Annotated in this window: 14 protein-coding genes; 2 read left to right on the plus strand and 12 right to left on the minus strand. The window is 48.3% G+C overall.

Translation table 11 applies throughout. The features are described 5' to 3' along the window. Positions 1 to 93: 93 nt before the first annotated feature. Both recA and WH43_RS03235 read right to left on the minus strand, forming a co-directional pair. The gene (gene recA, locus WH43_RS03230; protein ID WP_053423223.1) at positions 94 to 1152 is read right to left on the minus strand and encodes a recombinase RecA; all 1059 of its coding nucleotides are present in this window, start codon (positions 1150 to 1152) and stop codon (positions 94 to 96) included. Between the two features lie 66 nt (positions 1153 to 1218). Next, positions 1219 to 1710: a CinA family protein gene (locus tag WH43_RS03235; protein ID WP_053423224.1), complete on the minus strand. Its 492-nt coding sequence runs from the start codon at positions 1708 to 1710 to the stop codon at positions 1219 to 1221. Positions 1711 to 1742: 32 nt separating this feature from the next. Between WH43_RS03235 and mutS the strand changes: the two genes are divergently transcribed. Both mutS and WH43_RS03245 read left to right on the plus strand, forming a co-directional pair. Further along, a complete protein-coding gene (mutS, locus tag WH43_RS03240) occupies positions 1743 to 4328 on the plus strand; it encodes a DNA mismatch repair protein MutS (RefSeq protein WP_053423225.1) in 2586 nt (861 codons plus the stop codon). A gap of 150 nt (positions 4329 to 4478) precedes the next feature. Then, the gene (locus WH43_RS03245) at positions 4479 to 6320 is read left to right on the plus strand and encodes an alkaline phosphatase D family protein (RefSeq protein ID WP_286049429.1); all 1842 of its coding nucleotides are present in this window, start codon (positions 4479 to 4481) and stop codon (positions 6318 to 6320) included. A 91-nt stretch (positions 6321 to 6411) separates the two neighbouring features. Here WH43_RS03245 and WH43_RS03250 read toward each other — a convergent pair whose 3' ends face one another. The 10 genes from WH43_RS03250 to surE all read right to left on the minus strand — a co-directional run bounded on the left by WH43_RS03250 (position 6412) and on the right by surE (position 16384). After that, on the minus strand, positions 6412 to 7218 hold the full coding sequence (locus WH43_RS03250) for a transglutaminase family protein (RefSeq protein ID WP_286049430.1): 807 nt from the start codon (positions 7216 to 7218) through the stop codon (positions 6412 to 6414). Positions 7219 to 7312: 94 nt separating this feature from the next. Beyond that, complete coding sequence (locus WH43_RS03255; RefSeq protein ID WP_286049431.1) at positions 7313 to 8338, minus strand: alpha-E domain-containing protein; 1026 nt, start codon at positions 8336 to 8338, stop codon at positions 7313 to 7315. Beyond that, positions 8325 to 9788 carry a circularly permuted type 2 ATP-grasp protein gene (locus WH43_RS03260; protein WP_053423228.1) on the minus strand — a complete coding sequence of 488 codons (1464 nt, stop codon included), beginning with the start codon at positions 9786 to 9788 and terminating at the stop codon, positions 8325 to 8327. The genes WH43_RS03255 and WH43_RS03260 overlap by 14 nt, the downstream gene beginning before the upstream one ends. Beyond that, complete coding sequence (locus WH43_RS03265) at positions 9788 to 10747, minus strand: alpha-E domain-containing protein (RefSeq protein ID WP_053423229.1); 960 nt, start codon at positions 10745 to 10747, stop codon at positions 9788 to 9790. The genes WH43_RS03260 and WH43_RS03265 overlap by 1 nt, the downstream gene beginning before the upstream one ends. Positions 10748 to 10750: 3 nt before the next feature. Then, positions 10751 to 12202 carry a circularly permuted type 2 ATP-grasp protein gene (locus tag WH43_RS03270; RefSeq protein WP_053423230.1) on the minus strand — a complete coding sequence of 484 codons (1452 nt, stop codon included), beginning with the start codon at positions 12200 to 12202 and terminating at the stop codon, positions 10751 to 10753. Between the two features lie 244 nt (positions 12203 to 12446). After that, positions 12447 to 13445, minus strand: a complete 999-nt coding sequence (gene rpoS, locus WH43_RS03275) for an RNA polymerase sigma factor RpoS (RefSeq protein ID WP_053423231.1) — start codon at positions 13443 to 13445, stop codon at positions 12447 to 12449. A 97-nt stretch (positions 13446 to 13542) separates the two neighbouring features. Beyond that, positions 13543 to 14391: a peptidoglycan DD-metalloendopeptidase family protein gene (locus WH43_RS03280; RefSeq protein ID WP_053423232.1), complete on the minus strand. Its 849-nt coding sequence runs from the start codon at positions 14389 to 14391 to the stop codon at positions 13543 to 13545. A gap of 3 nt (positions 14392 to 14394) precedes the next feature. After that, complete coding sequence (locus WH43_RS03285) at positions 14395 to 14973, minus strand: YqaA family protein (RefSeq protein ID WP_053423233.1); 579 nt, start codon at positions 14971 to 14973, stop codon at positions 14395 to 14397. Between the two features lie 16 nt (positions 14974 to 14989). Then, positions 14990 to 15628: a protein-L-isoaspartate(D-aspartate) O-methyltransferase gene (locus WH43_RS03290; RefSeq protein ID WP_053423234.1), complete on the minus strand. Its 639-nt coding sequence runs from the start codon at positions 15626 to 15628 to the stop codon at positions 14990 to 14992. A gap of 3 nt (positions 15629 to 15631) precedes the next feature. Continuing rightward, entirely contained in the window at positions 15632 to 16384 is a 753-nt protein-coding gene (surE, locus tag WH43_RS03295; protein WP_053423235.1) for a 5'/3'-nucleotidase SurE, read from the minus strand. Positions 16385 to 16389: the final 5 nt, after the last annotated feature.

Raw genomic sequence — 16389 nt, forward strand, 5'->3', positions numbered from 1 at the left:
AGAATCAAAAATGACGAGGGTCTCAAAACAACAAACCCGGCCTGAGCCGGGTTCGTGTTAACTTTTGCGCTTATAGCTCAGAGCTGATCCCGCTTACAGATCGGCTTCAGCGTCTTCTGGCACCATACCAAAATCTTCTGCTGGTGACGGAGCACCTTTCGAAGGTTCCAGTAACAGCATACGGCGTAATTCAGCTTCAATTTCTTTGGCAACAGCAGGGTTTTCCTGCAGGTACTTCATGGCGTTGGCTTTACCCTGACCAATTTTGTTGCCTTTGTATGCATACCAGGCACCGGCTTTGTCGATTAGCTTATGCAGCACACCTAAGTCGATTAATTCGCCATCTTTGCTGATACCAGCGCCATACATAATAATAAATTCGGCTTGTTTAAAGGGTGGTGCGACTTTGTTTTTCACCACTTTGACGCGGGTTTCGTTACCCGTCACTTCGTCGCCATCTTTGACAGAACCAGTACGACGAATATCTAAACGCACTGAAGCGTAGAATTTTAATGCGTTACCGCCTGTGGTGGTTTCTGGTGAACCAAACATCACACCAATTTTCATCCGGATTTGGTTGATGAAAATACATAAAGTGTTGGAACGTTTGATATTACCTGTCAGTTTACGTAAAGCTTGAGACATTAAACGTGCCTGCAAACCGACGTGGCTGTCACCCATATCGCCTTCAATTTCAGCGCGTGGGGTTAAAGCGGCGACTGAGTCGACAATGATCACGTCGACCGCAGCTGAGCGCACTAACATGTCACAAATTTCTAGTGCCTGTTCACCTGTATCCGGTTGAGACACTAATAAGTCGTCGACGTTTACGCCTAATTTTTTCGCGTATACGGGGTCCAGCGCATGTTCAGCATCGATAAAAGCACAGGTTTTACCCATGCGCTGAGCTTCTGCGACGACTTGTAAAGTTAAAGTGGTTTTACCTGAAGATTCAGGACCGTAGATCTCAACAATACGACCACAAGGCAAACCGCCTATACCGAGCGCTATATCCAAACCTAACGAACCTGTAGGGATAAAGTCGATATCAAGCGCTGTGCTGTCGCCCAAACGCATAATAGAACCTTTACCAAACTGGCGTTCGATTTGACCTAAGGCTGCGGTCAATGCTTTTTGTTTATTGTCGTCCATTGCTCTCTCCGGTGGATTCTTGGATGCACTCAAAGTGCTGTATGCTCATACAGTAGTCTTTTTGCTTTAGTCTGTCAATAACAAGATCAACTGCTGCAACACAAAATCGATCGCCTGCTGGCGCACGCTAGCTCTGTCGCCAGCAAAAATACGCTGCGACAATACCTGATGGCCCTGAATTTCAAAACAAAAATGTACAGTACCCACAGGTTTAGCGGCAGAGCCACCATCAGGGCCAGCAATACCTGAAACTGCTACAGCTACTTCAGCACCCGCAGCTTTGGCTGCGCCTACCGCCATTTCCAGTACAGTTTCTTTACTGACAGCACCGTATTGCAATAAAGTTTCGGCTTTGACGCCCAGCAACTGTTGCTTGGATCTATTGCTGTAAGTCACAAAAGAGCGGTCCAGATAAGCGGAGCTGCCGGGCACTGCGGTTAACACATAAGCAATACCACCGCCAGTGCAGGATTCTGCTGTGGTGATACTGAAGTTTTTCCGCAATAATAGCGCTCCGAGCTCCGCCGCCAATTGATAGGTGGTTACTGGAATTGTCATCTTTGGTCCAACGCAGGAATTATTAAGCCATTATGCCGCCAGAACAGAAAGACGGGCAAGCCCTAAGCCCGCACACTCCGATGATGCAACAGTACCTTGGCCTGAAATGCCAGCATCCTGATATTTTGCTGTTTTATCGTATGGGTGACTTTTACGAGCTGTTTTACGACGATGCCAAAAAGGCCTCTGCCCTTTTGGATATTTCCCTGACTAAAAGAGGCCAGTCGGCAGGTCAGCCTATTCCCATGGCAGGTGTGCCTTATCATTCGATTGAGGGTTATTTAGCCCGTTTAGTACAGTTAGGCGAATCCGCCGCTATTTGTGAACAAATCGGCGATCCAGCTTTAAGCAAAGGTCCGGTGGAACGTGCTGTGGTGCGTATTGTGACGCCAGGCACTGTTACAGACGAAGCGCTGCTGAATGAACGGCAGGATACGCTGGTGTCGGCTTTGTATCAGCAAAAAGGCAGTTATGGTTTTGCGTATCTGGATTTAAGCAGTGGCCGTTTTTTAATTAACGAAGTCTCTCATTTAGACGACCTGCTGGCCTTATTGCAACGTTTAAATCCGGCAGAAATTTTATATGCCGAAGAGCAGGACTGGCCCGACAGCGTCATTAACCGCAAAGGCGTGCGTCGCCGCCCTGTCTGGGAATTTGAACTCAGCAATGCCAAACGTTTACTGACCCAACAATTTGGCACCCGCGACTTACAAAGTTTTGGTGTGGAGCAAGCGCCAGTTGCGCTAATGGCCGCAGGCTGTTTAATGGGGTATGTCAAAGACACCCAGCGCGCTCAGTTACCGCATATCCGCTCTATTGCGCTTGAGCGTAATCAGGACTGCATAGTACTAGACGCAGCCACCAGACGTAATTTAGAGCTGACCCAAACCTTAACAGGCCAATTTGACCACACGCTCGCGGCAGTATTGGATCAATGCCAGACCGCTATGGGCAGTCGTTTACTCAAACGCTGGATCCATGCGCCGCTGCGCGATCAGGCGTTAGTTTCAGCTCGTCATCAGGCCGTGGCTGAATTGCAGCACCATCATCAGAGCTTACAACCGCTGTTTAAGCAAGTAGGTGATACGGAGCGGGTAATCGCCCGTTTAGCACTTCGAAGTGCCAGGCCTCGTGATTTCTCACGTTTACGTGCTGCGTTGCAGTTATTGCCTGAACTATCGCCTGAACTGACTCTGTTACGCAGCCCTTTATTGGCTCAGCTCTCTGCCAAGTGCAAGCCACTGCCAGAGCTTTGTGATTTATTAGAGCGCGCCATAGTCGAGACTCCACCTATGCTGATCCGGGATGGTGGTGTGATAGCTTCAGGCTACAACGCCGCATTGGATCAATGGCGTGAACTGGCGACAGGGGCTACGGACTATCTGGAGCGACTGGAGCAACGCGAAAAAGAACGCACCGGCATAGCTTCACTCAAAGTAGGTTTTAACAGAGTGGCGGGTTATTACATTGAAACCGGCCGCAGCGCTGCCGATCAGGTGCCAGCCGATTATATTCGTCGCCAGACCTTAAAAAACAACGAACGTTTTATTATTCCTGAATTAAAAGAATACGAAGACAAAGTGCTTGGCAGTCAAAGCAAAGCTTTGGCCTTGGAAAAACAGCTGTATGACGAGTTATTTGATTTAACAGCACCTTACCTGGCTGATTTACAGCAACTGTCCGCTGCTTTGGCCGAACTGGATTTACTGACCAACTTCGCTGAACGGGCTGAACAGCTGAACTACCATCAGCCGGAGCTGACACCAGAGCCAGGCATCCAGATAGAAGCAGGCCGTCACCCTGTGGTGGAACAGGTCATGACCGAACCTTTTATTGCCAACCCACTTCAGCTCTCGCCAGAGCGGCGCATGCTGATGATTACAGGCCCGAATATGGGCGGTAAATCGACTTATATGCGTCAGAATGCCTTAATAGTGCTGATGGCTTATATAGGTAGTTTTGTACCGGCACAGCGCGCTGTATTAGGACCAGTCGACCGGATATTCACCCGGGTCGGTGCATCTGATGATTTGGCCTCAGGCCGTTCTACCTTTATGGTGGAAATGACAGAAACCGCCACTATTTTGCATCATGCGACAGCTCAAAGTTTAGTGCTGATGGATGAAATAGGCCGCGGCACCAGCACTTATGATGGTTTGTCTTTAGCATGGGCCTGTGCTGAATACCTGGCGCAGCAACTCAAAGCCATGACCTTGTTTGCCACCCATTATTTTGAACTGACGGAGCTGGCCTCCCAGTTACAGGGCTTAGCTAATATTCATCTGGATGCGGTAGAACACGACGAACACATCGTCTTTATGCATCAGGTGCAAGACGGCGCGGCCAGTAAAAGTTATGGTTTACAAGTGGCCCAGCTGGCTGGTGTGCCTCGGGTGGTGATCCAAAAAGCCAAACAAAAACTGGCCCAATTGGAACAACAGTCCGTGGTCAGTGCCAAAGCACCTGCAGCGGCTAAAACAATAGAGCCGCTGCAACAACAATTATTTGCCGAAGCCGAACCTCATCCAATACTGGAGCAGCTGACAAAACTGGATCCGGATCAATTGTCAGCCCGTCAGGCTTTGGACTTGTTGTATCAACTGAAAGCCAGCTTGTAGAAATAGGGTTGAAAAAGGAGTGTTGTTATTTCTGAACTAAGTGTGTCTAAAGTAGCAAATGGTATTCCCTTGGTGTGGGCTGGCCCTCTGTTACGCCGCCTGACACCAAAGCGGATATGTCTCTGGTTAGCGACTTCCGAAGCAGTCGAATTGAAACTTCAGCTCCAACCTGATCAAGCTGAACCGCTCGAGTTTGACGCAAAACAGCTGCAGCCCTTTGTGCAACACCTTCAGCTTGCCGGTAAATTACATCTGGTTTTGCTGGATCTGGAACTGAGCGAAGCGCTGCCAACAGAACGCTGGATTAGTTATGACTTGCAGCTAAAAACCAGCAGCAGCGACTGGCAAAACTGGCGGCAGTGGGCGGACGATTTAGTTTATCCTGGACGGGATTTACCGGGTTTTATCATCAAACCCAAGGTGCATTCGGTCTTGCACGGCTCCTGTCGTAAACCACATTTTGGTGCCGGAGACGGTTTAGTTCGTGCCGACCAGCAGTTAGCGGAAACAAACCCTGCAGAGTGGCCAAGCTTGCTGATGCTAAGTGGCGATCAGGTCTACACTGACGATGTGGCCGCACCTACGCTTTATGCTATTCATCAACTGATTGCTAAACTGGAATTTGCTGACGAAACCTTGCCTTGTGCTACTTTAAGCTCGAGCTATGAGCTACACAGCAAAACCCCTTATTATTACCAACGCGAGAAACTGCTGCCTGCTACCGAAGCCAGTTATCAGGTATTAAAACAGTTGTTTCAAGGCGCAAAAAAGCCAGTATTTACCACAGACAGTGCCCATAACCATTTGATCTCTATGGCCGAAGTGTTTTCGATGTACCTGCTGGTCTGGTCGCCTACGCCGTGGCAAGAGCTGGAGTTGCAGATGCCCCAAGCACAGCTCAATAGCTTTAGTCCGGAGCGTCAAAAGCGCTGTGCTACCTACAGCAAAAACCTGACAGAATTTAAAGCAGGTTTAAGCCAAGTCAGACGTGTAATGGCCCACCTGCCTGTCGCTATGATGTTTGATGATCACGATATTACCGACGACTGGAATTTAACCGCAGAGTGGGAAAAAACCGCTTACGAGCACCCGTTTTCACGCCGTATCATTGGCAATGCGTTGACGGGATATCTGCTGTTTCAGGGCTGGGGCAATGCACCGGAAAAAGTGCAAAAGCTACTGCCTTTGTGCCAACAAGCGCTGAGTCAACCCGGCTCTGAAGCGCATGATGAATGCATCAACAGCCTGCTTAAATTCTCTGAATGGCATTACAGCTGGCCAACCCAGCCGCCTTTGTTAGTACTGGATACCCGCACCCAACGCTGGCGCTCTGAGCTGTCAATGGCAAAACCTTCGGGCTTAATGGACTGGGAAGCTATTACTGAATTGCAGCAACAATTGCTGGGCCATGAAGCTGTATTACTGGTGTCCCCCGCCCCTGTATTTGGCGTCAAACTGATTGAAACTATTCAGCGTATTTTTACCAGCTTTGGTAAACCTCTGATGGTCGACGCTGAAAACTGGATGACCCACCCGGGCTCGGCTTATGCGCTGCTAAATTTATTCCGCCACCCCAAAACGCCTCGTAACTTCGTTATTTTATCCGGTGATGTGCATTACAGCTTTGTATTTCAGATAGAGCTAAGGCACAAACAACAAAGCCCATCGATTTGGCAAATCACCAGCAGCGGCCTGAAAAACGAGTTTCCGCATCGGCTTCTGGCTTTACTGGACACCGCCAATCGCTGGCTTTACGCCACACGATCACCACTAAACTGGTTTACCAAAAGACGCCGTATGAAAGTCACCCACCACAGACCCATAGGCGAAAGCAAAGGCCGCCGTCTGGTTAATGCGGCTGGTATAGGTTTAGTCGAGCTAACGGCTGAAGGTGTACCCTGCAAAATAGTGCAGCTGTGCGCTGATGGTGACACAGTAAGTTTTGAACTGGAAAAAGGCGATGATGAACTAACGCAGGATTATAGTTTGTAACTTGACCTGACCCAACATCACATCGGCACTACATCCACTTCCACTTCGAGCTGATGCACACCATGGCCTTGCAGCAAACCTTTCAGTGGCACTACGTCGGCGTAGTCACGGCCATAAGCAGGGTAATATGACGTTCTGCCGGCATCAGGTTGTTGGTGGGATCAAAATCAACCCAGCCCAGTTCAGGGTCGTATACAGCAAACCAGGCATGAGAAGCATCAGCACCTATTAAACGCGGTTGGCCTTCTGGTGGTGAGGTTTCCAGATAACCACTGACATAACGACTGGGAATACCTAAAGCACGTAAACAGCTGACAGCCAGTTGAGCAAAATCCTGACAGACGCCTTTTTTATGCAGCAACACTTCGGACACAGGGGTGACCACTGAGCTAAATTCAGGGTCGTATTCAAACTGGTGGAAAATCAAATCTGTCAGTTGTTGCGCTAGCTGTAATACGGTCAAAGTCGGGTCAGCAATGCTCTGAATTAATGCCTTTGTTTCATCCAGCACTGGGATCATCCGGCTTGGGCCGGTGCACAACAGGGCTTTGAGTTGATCGGGTGAATAGCCTTGTTGCTGACGGAAAAAAGCTGCGACTTGCGGCCAAGGCTGAGTTAAATCCAAAGCCAGACTCTGCTGCCGTGGTAAAACCTCAACCACAGAATAAGCAGTCACTGCCAATTGCTGGTGTGGTGGTTGTAAGTGGATAAAATGCTGGGTATTACCAAAAGTATCTGTTCTGGCATACACAGAAGAGGCTGTAGGCAAAACCTCTAAGCTGAAACTACATAGCTCCTGTGTCGGCAATTGCCGTGGCTGCAAACAAGCCAGATTGTAACTGTTGGCCACAGGATGCTGATAACAATAACGGGTCAGATGGCGGATTTGGTACTTCATAAGTTCGGCCCTGTTACTCTATCCCCAAAGTAATTGAAGTTGCAGCGAGCGCGCGCAGGTAACAATGCTGCAGCTTCAAGTAAGAAGGGGATCATTAAAAACTCTGCCAGGATTTGCCTGCTTCCGCATGGCTGAAATACGACAAGGTAATGCTGTCAGACAATTGCCGAAGTACGGTATGCAACTGCTGCAACAAAAGCTTCAGCTCTGGGGTTGCCTGTAACTGATCATCAAAAAGTTGTTCAGGTTCAGCCAGTTGCAGCAGAGATACCAGCTCCACGGCCAGCTTTTGCTCACGGCTCAGCACCACAGCTGCACCGGGTTTAGGCAGTTGCTGAATTTGGCTGGCAAGACGGGCGCACTGATAACCCACAGAACGTGGCGTACTGTCATCGAGCAGCAGTAAGTCAATCACAGCCAAGGGGTGCAGCTCAGTTTTATAACGGCGTCTGTAGGTCATCAAGGTGTCAGTCATCCGTAGCACGGATTCCATCAATGAAGCACTGCAGCTATGGTTCTGCTCAAATACGAAGACTTCCTGCAGCAAAGTGACACTTTGCAGCGCCCTTTCCAGATGCTGGCCTAAATCCATAAACCTCAGGGTTTGGGTGCGGCTCATGGTTTCGTTATTCAGACCATAAATAGCGGTCTGCAATAATATGACTTCATCCAGCAAACGCACCATTTGCTGTGGCTGCTGCCAGTTCAGCGGATTCGGCCATTGCGTTAGCGCCAGCTGTAATTTATCCAGCACATACCAGGTGTCTTCGCTGAAGTATTCCCGTACCGACTGCGCATTAAAGAGTAAATTTTTCAGCACCTGCGCCAAACCGGCCGGATGCTGCAGCGAAAAGAGTTCACTTAAGGCCTGCTGCAAGGCGCTGGTCTGCTGTAATGAACTCAATGCTGCGCTGTCTGGCAAAGTGCCATTGGCCTGCAAACAAAACCGAACTAAAGCTCTGCTGTCATCTTGTTGACCAGCCGTCACCTGGAAACTGGTTAAAAGCGGCACTGTGTACCGTAAAGCCCGGCAGACTAAATTTAATCGCTCGTTATAACGGCCCAACCAGAATAAATGATCAGCAACCCGGCTTGGCAGCAAACCACTATGACGGGACAACAAGATACGTTTTGGGTATTTTGCAGCAAGCTAACCGCATGATCCTGATCGGCCAGCACCCAGACGTCCTTGGCGACAAAGCCCATGCTGTACTGATGCTGCAAGCTTGGCGCATCAGGCTGATCCGAGCCAAAGCGCCAGGCATCACAGCAGGGCTATGCTGCTCGGATAACAAACCAAATAAACGCAACGCGCCATACTGCTGATGCTCGCCCTGAGTGGCATTCCAGCAAGGTACAGAGCTTAATGGCAGCAAGCGGATGGCAATAAAGACTGTGGGTTCTGCCAGCAGTTGCTGCTGCAACTCTTGTTGTTGCAGCGGGTCTAGTTCAGCCCAAAGCCAGCTTTGGTTTGTATCAATCCGGCGGAATCTGTACTGGTTTGCATCAGATAAAACCTGTTGTAACTGCTCAGGCTTACCACACCAAAAAGCGGCAGTAGTGGGCAATAACAATTCTTCATTTAAAAGCGTTCGGCAAAGCGCAGGTAAAAAGGGCAATAACACACCAGAATCCACTAAGGCAGCTCCTGGCGGATTGGCGCAAAACAGCTGCTGCTGACGAATACTTTGCAATAAACCCGCAGTGCCTGTTGAATCGGGATCCAGCTCCAGCGCATCACAACGGGCATCTGGTAAATAGCGCATCAGGCTGTCAACCTGCTGTAAACCCGTCACTGTTTTTAGCCACAAAGCCCCATCTTTAAACATCAGATCGGCGCTGTGCATCAAGGCTATATCTAAATAATTGGCTAAAAAGGCATGTTCAAAATAGGCGGCGTCGCGTTTGCCATGGGTTAATAAACCACAAAGCGGTCGTCGCCCTTCTGCTGTATGGCCTGTGCCCTGCGCAAACACCAGCTGCAATTTACGGAAAAACCCGGCCAGCTGGCTTTTGCCAATACTGTGATTCAGTTCACCAATACAGTGATTAAACGCCAGCCTGTGCTCTAATACAAAACCTAAGCCTGCCGGCATCTGGCTCTGGTCGGCATAAACACAAAAGGCGCCATTGGCATCGCGACCTATATCCACCGCCAGTAAACTCAGCCACTGCTGATGATTAGGCACCAGTTGATGACAAGGCAACAGATAGTTTTTGTTCTGGAAAATCAGTTCAGCAGGTAATAGCCCCTGCTGGATCAGCAGCTGTGGGCCGTATAAATCCTGCAATACTAAAGAGAGCAGCAACTGACGCTGCTTTACACCAGCCTGCAACTCTTGCCACTCTTTATCACTGACCAGCCATGGCATTAAATCCAGCTGACGTTGTTGCTCCAGCCAGGGATCAAAAGTAGCACCGTTTTCCCGCAGTTGATGTTGCAAGTCGGTATGCAGCTGCACCAGATGCTGCTGACTTTGCTGCTGCCACCACAGCTGCAGTTGCTGCCACTGTGGCAAATCAGTCCATCTTAGCTGTTCGCTTAACTCCTGACTTTCCACAGTCATCATCAGGCCGACATTTGCTGGCTGAGATCTGTGGAGAATTCAAGTTTTGGCGTACTAATCACCTGATGCAATTCAATAATCCCTGTTTGAAATTGGTCAATCAGCTGATGCAGCTGGCCTGTGGTTAATTCTGATAAGTTTTGTGTTTTTAACAAGTCCTGCAACTGCCAGACCCGTTGTAATATAGCAGCACTATGAGGCAAAGCTTTGGCTGATGCAGCTACTCTATGCAAACAGTAGGCAATGGAGCGCGGAAAATCAGCATAAGTTAACAAATAATCCACCGCATCCACTTCGGTGTTTTGATGCGCCAGATAGTAGTGGTACGACTCAACCCCACCCAGGGCATTTAAAATCGAAGTCCAGCGAAAACGTGGTCTTTTAATGTCTGTTGGCTGCAACTGCTGCAACACCATCACATCCATAATACGGGTGGTCATATCAGAGCGCTCTACATGCCGGCCAATATTAAACAAATCAAAAGCGTCGCTGCGCAGCATAGTGCCATCCAGCACCCCGACCACCATCTGACAACGGCGGCTAACCTCTGTCATTAAGCGGTATCTGTGCTGACGACCTTGTAACTGCTGACAATGCTCCTGTAAAAACAAATCCAGTGAATTCAGCTCTTCCCACATATCACGGGGGATCAGTTGTCGTACTGTTCTGGCATTTTGTTTCAGTGCACTGCAGGCCGAACGGATAGAGACCTGACTATCAACATCGGTGATTAAAAAGCCCATCACTTGCTGCTCGACCGTCAAATCACTCGCCGGTAATTGCCTTAAAAGCTCAGCGCCATTCTGACCTAACACATCCAGTAACAAAGGCCAGCTAAACTGACTGTCTTTGTGACTGTCGATCAGCAAATGGCTGGTGGCATTAATTAAACGGGCCGTATCGTCCAACCGTTCCAGATAACGGCCTAACCAGAATATATGATCCAAAGATTTTAATAACATAGATCAGACCTCATCGTTGATGATCCAGGTGTCTTTGCTACCGCCGCCCTGCGACGAATTGACCACCAAAGAGCCTTTTTTCAGCGCCACCCGGCTTAAACCGCCTGTGGTGCAGTACAAATCTCTGCCCTGCAAAATAAAGGGCCGTAAATCCAGATGCCGGGGTTCCAGCACACCGTCACATAAAGTTGGAGCTGTGGATAACGCCAGAGTCGGCTGAGCTATAAAATTACGTGGATTGGCTTGAATAGCGTCCGCCATTTGCTGTTGCTCTGCTTTGGTGGAGCGTGGGCCTATCAAAATGCCGTAACCACCGGATTCATTGGCAGGTTTCACCACCAGTTGATCCAGATTAGCCAACACATAGTCACGCTGTTTTGGATCCAGACACAAATAGGTAGGAACGTTGTCGATCAGCGGCTGTTCGCCGAGATAATAATTGATGATTTGTGGCACATAGGCGTAAATCACTTTATCGTCGGCCACACCAGAGCCTGGCGCGTTAGCGATAGATACATTGCCTTTGGCCCAGGCTTTGATTAAACCCGGAATACCTAAAACAGAATCGGACCGGAAAGCTTGTGGGTCGATAAACACATCGTCCACCCGGCGATAAATCACATCCACCCGTTGCAGTCCATGCAGAGTTTTTAAATAAACAATGTCGTCCTGCACCAGTAAATCAGTATTTTCGGCCAGTTCTACACCCATTTGCTGAGCCAGAAAGCTGTGCTCAAAATAAGCCGAGTTATAAACACCTGGCGTTAACACCACTATACAAGGCACATCACCAGGACGAGGAGATAAAGAGGCCAACATACGCCAGAGTTGATGCGGGTAGTCGTCTACAGGGTAAATAAAGGAATCGGCAAATAACTCCGGAAACACCCGTTTCATCACAGTGCGGTTTTCCAGCATATAAGACACTCCAGACGGCACCCTTAAGTTATCTTCCAGCACTAAAAATTGGCCTGAGCCATCACGCACCAAATCAGTCCCGCAGATATTGGCCCAGACCCCATAACGGAGCGAAATGCCCTTACATGGTGCAAGGTAGTTGCGCGAGTCCAGCACTAAATCAGCCGGTACTATGCCGTCCTTAAGAATGCGCTGGTCGTGGTACAAGTCGTCAATAAACAGGTTTAACGCAGCTAAACGTTGTTTCAGGCCAGCACTGGTTTTTTGCCATTCAGAGCTTGGGATAGTGCGTGGCATTACATCTAAAGGCCAGCAGCGGTCGATATTATTACCGTCTGAATACAAGGTAAAGCAAACGCCCATGGCGCTAATCGTTTGATTTAACTGCTCTTGCCGTTGAATCAGCTCAGCAGAGCCGTGGCGTTCAATAAAACGAGCTATAGCCGCAGCCGGTGGTCGTATTTGTCCATCCGCCTGCACCAGCTCATCAAAACACTGGCTGATTTGCTGATAGTGCCCAAAACTTTTTGCACCCATTGGCGACTCCTTCCCGTCCGATACGACCCGAACAACTTAACTGATGGGCCTGCTTTTTTTGTTCTGTATCAGAAAGGAGCAAGGGTTATGCCATTGCAGTTCAGAGCTTGAACTTTGAGTGACAAGTTGGTGACATACAGAGAAAGTTGGGACTTCAGGTTTTAAGCGGAGAACTAAAACAGACTAGATTGTTTTGCTATTAAACAGAATATTAGGGTCAGAGCTAAAGCTCTGACCCGCTTCATTATTCCTGGAATAATGTTTCGATATTCAGGCCCTGATGAGTCACAATTTCACGCAGACGGCGCAGTGCCTCTACCTGAATTTGTCTTACTCTTTCGCGGGTTAATCCAATTTCCTTACCTACATCTTCCAGCGTCGATGGCTCATAGCCTAATAAACCAAAACGGCGGGCTAAGACTTCTCGTTGTTTGGCATTGAGCTCATCCAGCCAAATCACCAGATGCTGGCGAATATCTGCATCCTGTAATTCAGTTTCCGGGCCTAATTCTTTTTCGTCGGCCAATACATCAAGTAGCTGTTTTTCCGAAGAGCCTGCAACAGGGGTATCCACTGAGGTAATTTTTTCATTCAGCTTCAACATCTTGCGAACTTCTTCAACAGGTCTGTCGAGAGCAGCTGCTATTTCTTCCGGTGTTGGCTCGTGATCCAGTCGTTGTGATAACTCACGGGCTGCACGCAGGTAGATATTCAGCTCTTTGACTACATGAATAGGCAAGCGAATAGTACGGGTCTGATTCATAATGGCCCGTTCTATGGTTTGACGGATCCACCAGGTAGCATAAGTTGAAAAACGAAAACCTCGTTCAGGATCAAACTTTTCCACAGCGCGGATCAAACCTAAATTCCCCTCTTCAATCAGATCCAGCAAGGCTAAACCCCGATTGATATAGCGACGAGCAATTTTCACCACTAAACGTAAGTTGCTTTCAATCATACGTTTACGGGCAGCTTTATCGCCTTTGAGTGCAAGACGGGAAAAATAGACTTCTTCTTCAGCGGATAATAAGGGGGAAAAACCAATTTCACCCAGATAAATCTGAGTGGCGTCCATAGCTCGCTGGCTATCATTGGCTGTAAAAACGTCGTCTGGGGTAGTGTCTTCTTCCGCTGCTAAAGCGGCTAAATCGGGTTCTGCGTTATCATCATCTGCTAAAAGAACATCATCTGTTAATTCAGCTTCTTTAAATTCAATTACATCATCGTCATCTTTATGGCCCATTTCCTTCTCCCACTTCTACAAGCTTTGGGTATCACCTGAACTGCCCGGTATCCTTACCTGTTCGCCCTTTCGGGGTGATGTTTTTTATTATATTTAATTATTTTAAGTATCGTTTTGGATCAACAGACTTACCACGGAAACGGATCTCAAAATGCAGCCGGACAGAGGTCGCATCAGTATCACCCATTTCAGCTATAGTTTGTCCGCTTGCGACAGTATCACGCTCTTTCACCAGTAATTTACGGTTATGAGCATAGGCGCTTAAGAAGTCGTCGTTGTGACGGATAATCACCAGATTGCCGTAGCCCCTTAGTGCATTTCCCGCATAAACGACTTCACCCGCCGCAGCTGCTTTTATAGGAGTCCCTGCTTTTCCTCCTATATCTAACCCTTTGTTACCATGTTCAGCATTAGAGAAGCCTGCCAGTAGTGGTCCACGAACTGGCCATGACCATCTTACTTTAGAACTGGAAACAGAATTTTCTGCTGAAGTTGCATTTTCCTTTACTGTCTGCTTTTGAACATAACCCGTTTGATTGTTGCGCGCAACAGCTTTGTTAGCAGTTGTTAATTTACTTTGCGTTCGCGAAGGATTTTTTACTGTTGCAGTCGCTGTTTTTGGCACTTTAACGGATGAATAACGCTGTTCACCGCGAATTGATGTGTATTTTTTGTTACTAAATCGTAACGTTTGGCCTGCAAAAATACGATAAGGAGGTAAAATATTATTCAGTTGAGCCAGTTCCCGATAATCCATACCGGCTCTGAACGCAAGCGAATACAAGGTGTCACCTGTTTGAACAACATAACCTGAGACTGGTTCACCTTGTGGGTATTTTTTGTAGTAACTTTTGATGTCATTGAGTGTAGTAACAGGTGCTGGCGATTCTCTTGAGCTACAAGCCGTTAATGTCAGAACCAGGCAACAGACACTCAAATACTTCATCAGTTAGCGATAGACCAAATATAAAATACCGCCCAGAGCTACAGTCCCCCACCCAAGCAAGTCGACAATATCGCGCAGTTTTTGCTGCATTTTTTCACCGCCCCAGTACATCAGGCCTGCAACCAAAAAAAACCGACTAGCGCGGCCAATAAAAGAAGCGATAACAAAAGGAAAAAAAGCCATATTCATCAATCCTGCGCCTACGGTAAATAACTTGTAAGGAATAGGAGAGAAACCCGCAATAAATACCACCCACACACCATAGGTAGTGAACCAATGTTCTACTTTGGCAAAAGTCTCCTGATAGCCCATGTATTCGACTGCTGGCAGCACCACAGGCTCGTACAACCATAAACCGAGGAAATAGCCGCAAATACCACCAAATACTGAAAATAATGTGGTGATCCAGGCAAAACGCCAGGCTTTGTCAGGTTGGGACAATGCCATAGGAGCTAACATCACATCTGGCGGTATAGGGAAAATAACGGATTCAGTAAAACTCAAGCCTGCTAAATAACGTTCTGCATGCCGGTGTTTTGCCCATACCAGTGCTTTGTCATACATCCATTGGAAAATTTTCAACTGTTCATCCTTTTGATTAAGCTAGCTCACCCGGAACTAAGGGTACAAAACGCACGGCCTCGACATCTTTTTGCTCAAACTCATCCCCAATACGGGTGAATACTCGTAACACTTGCTCCTGAGAGCCGACTGGGATCACTAAACGCCCGCCCTCTGACAGTTGCTGCAATAAAGCTTGTGGCACTTCATGAGGTGCAGCTGTCACTATAATGCAGTCAAAAGGCGCTTTACTGGCCCAGCCAAGCCAGCCATCGCCATGTTTCATCGACACATTGTGTAAATCCAGTTGCTGCAAGCGGCGTTTCGCCTGAAACTGCAGTGACTTTATCCGTTCGACGCTACAAACCTGTGAAAATAAACGCGCCAGTACAGCGGTCTGATAACCGGAGCCAGTGCCTATTTCCAGCACCTTTTGACATTGCTGAGATTGCAGCAATAACTCTGTCATTTTCGCTACTATATAAGGCTGCGAAATAGTTTGGCCCTGCCCTATAGGCAAAGCCGTATTTTCATAAGCTTTATGCGCCAGTACTGCTTCAACAAACAAATGCCTTGGCGTTTGCGCAATAGCGGACAACACTCTGCTGTCCTGAATACCATCCTGCTGGAGCTTTTGTGCCAATACTGCGGCACTGCGATGGGTGACTACAGCCATAACTTAACACTCAATTCCATCTAACCAGTCCGTTAATAATTCCATGCTGCGATAGGCGGTCATGTCGACATGCAAAGGCGTAATAGACGCGTAACCCTGGGCTATCGCATAGAAGTCTGTGCCTGGGCCTGCATCCAGCTCGGGTCCTAAGGAGCCATACCAATAGATGGGACGGCCCCAAGGGTCTGTAGAGCTTTGCATGGTTTCAGCCTTATGACGACGGCCCAAGCGGGTCACCTGTATACCGCGCAGTTGCTCCAATGGCACAGCTGGTACATTAATATTTAAAATTTGATCCGCAGGCAGTGGCTGAGATTTTAATTTTTTAATCACCTGCACTGTGACATAAGCTGCGGTAGCAAAATGCTGCTCATCACGACCAGCTAAAGAGACCGCAATGGCAGGCAAACCTAAATGTCTGCCTTCGGTAGCTGCAGCTACGGTGCCCGAATACAGCACATCGTCGCCTAAGTTTGCACCGTGGTTAATACCAGCCACCACCAAATCCGGTGCTTTGTCCAACAACTGATTGATCGCCAAATGCACACAGTCTGTTGGGGTACCATTGACTGCGATAAAACCATTATCCAACTGCTGAGTACGTAACGGGTTTAATAGGGTGAGCGAATTGCTGGCCCCACTACAATTGCGATCGGGCCCTACAGTAGTGACTTCTGCTATGGCAGATAAAGCCTGCTGCAGCACCTGAATACCTTTGGCGTACACGCCATCGTCGTTACTTAATAAAATTCGCATTGATG

This window comes from Rheinheimera sp. KL1, assembly GCF_001275035.1.
GTDB lineage: Bacteria > Pseudomonadota > Gammaproteobacteria > Enterobacterales > Alteromonadaceae > Pararheinheimera > Pararheinheimera tangshanensis.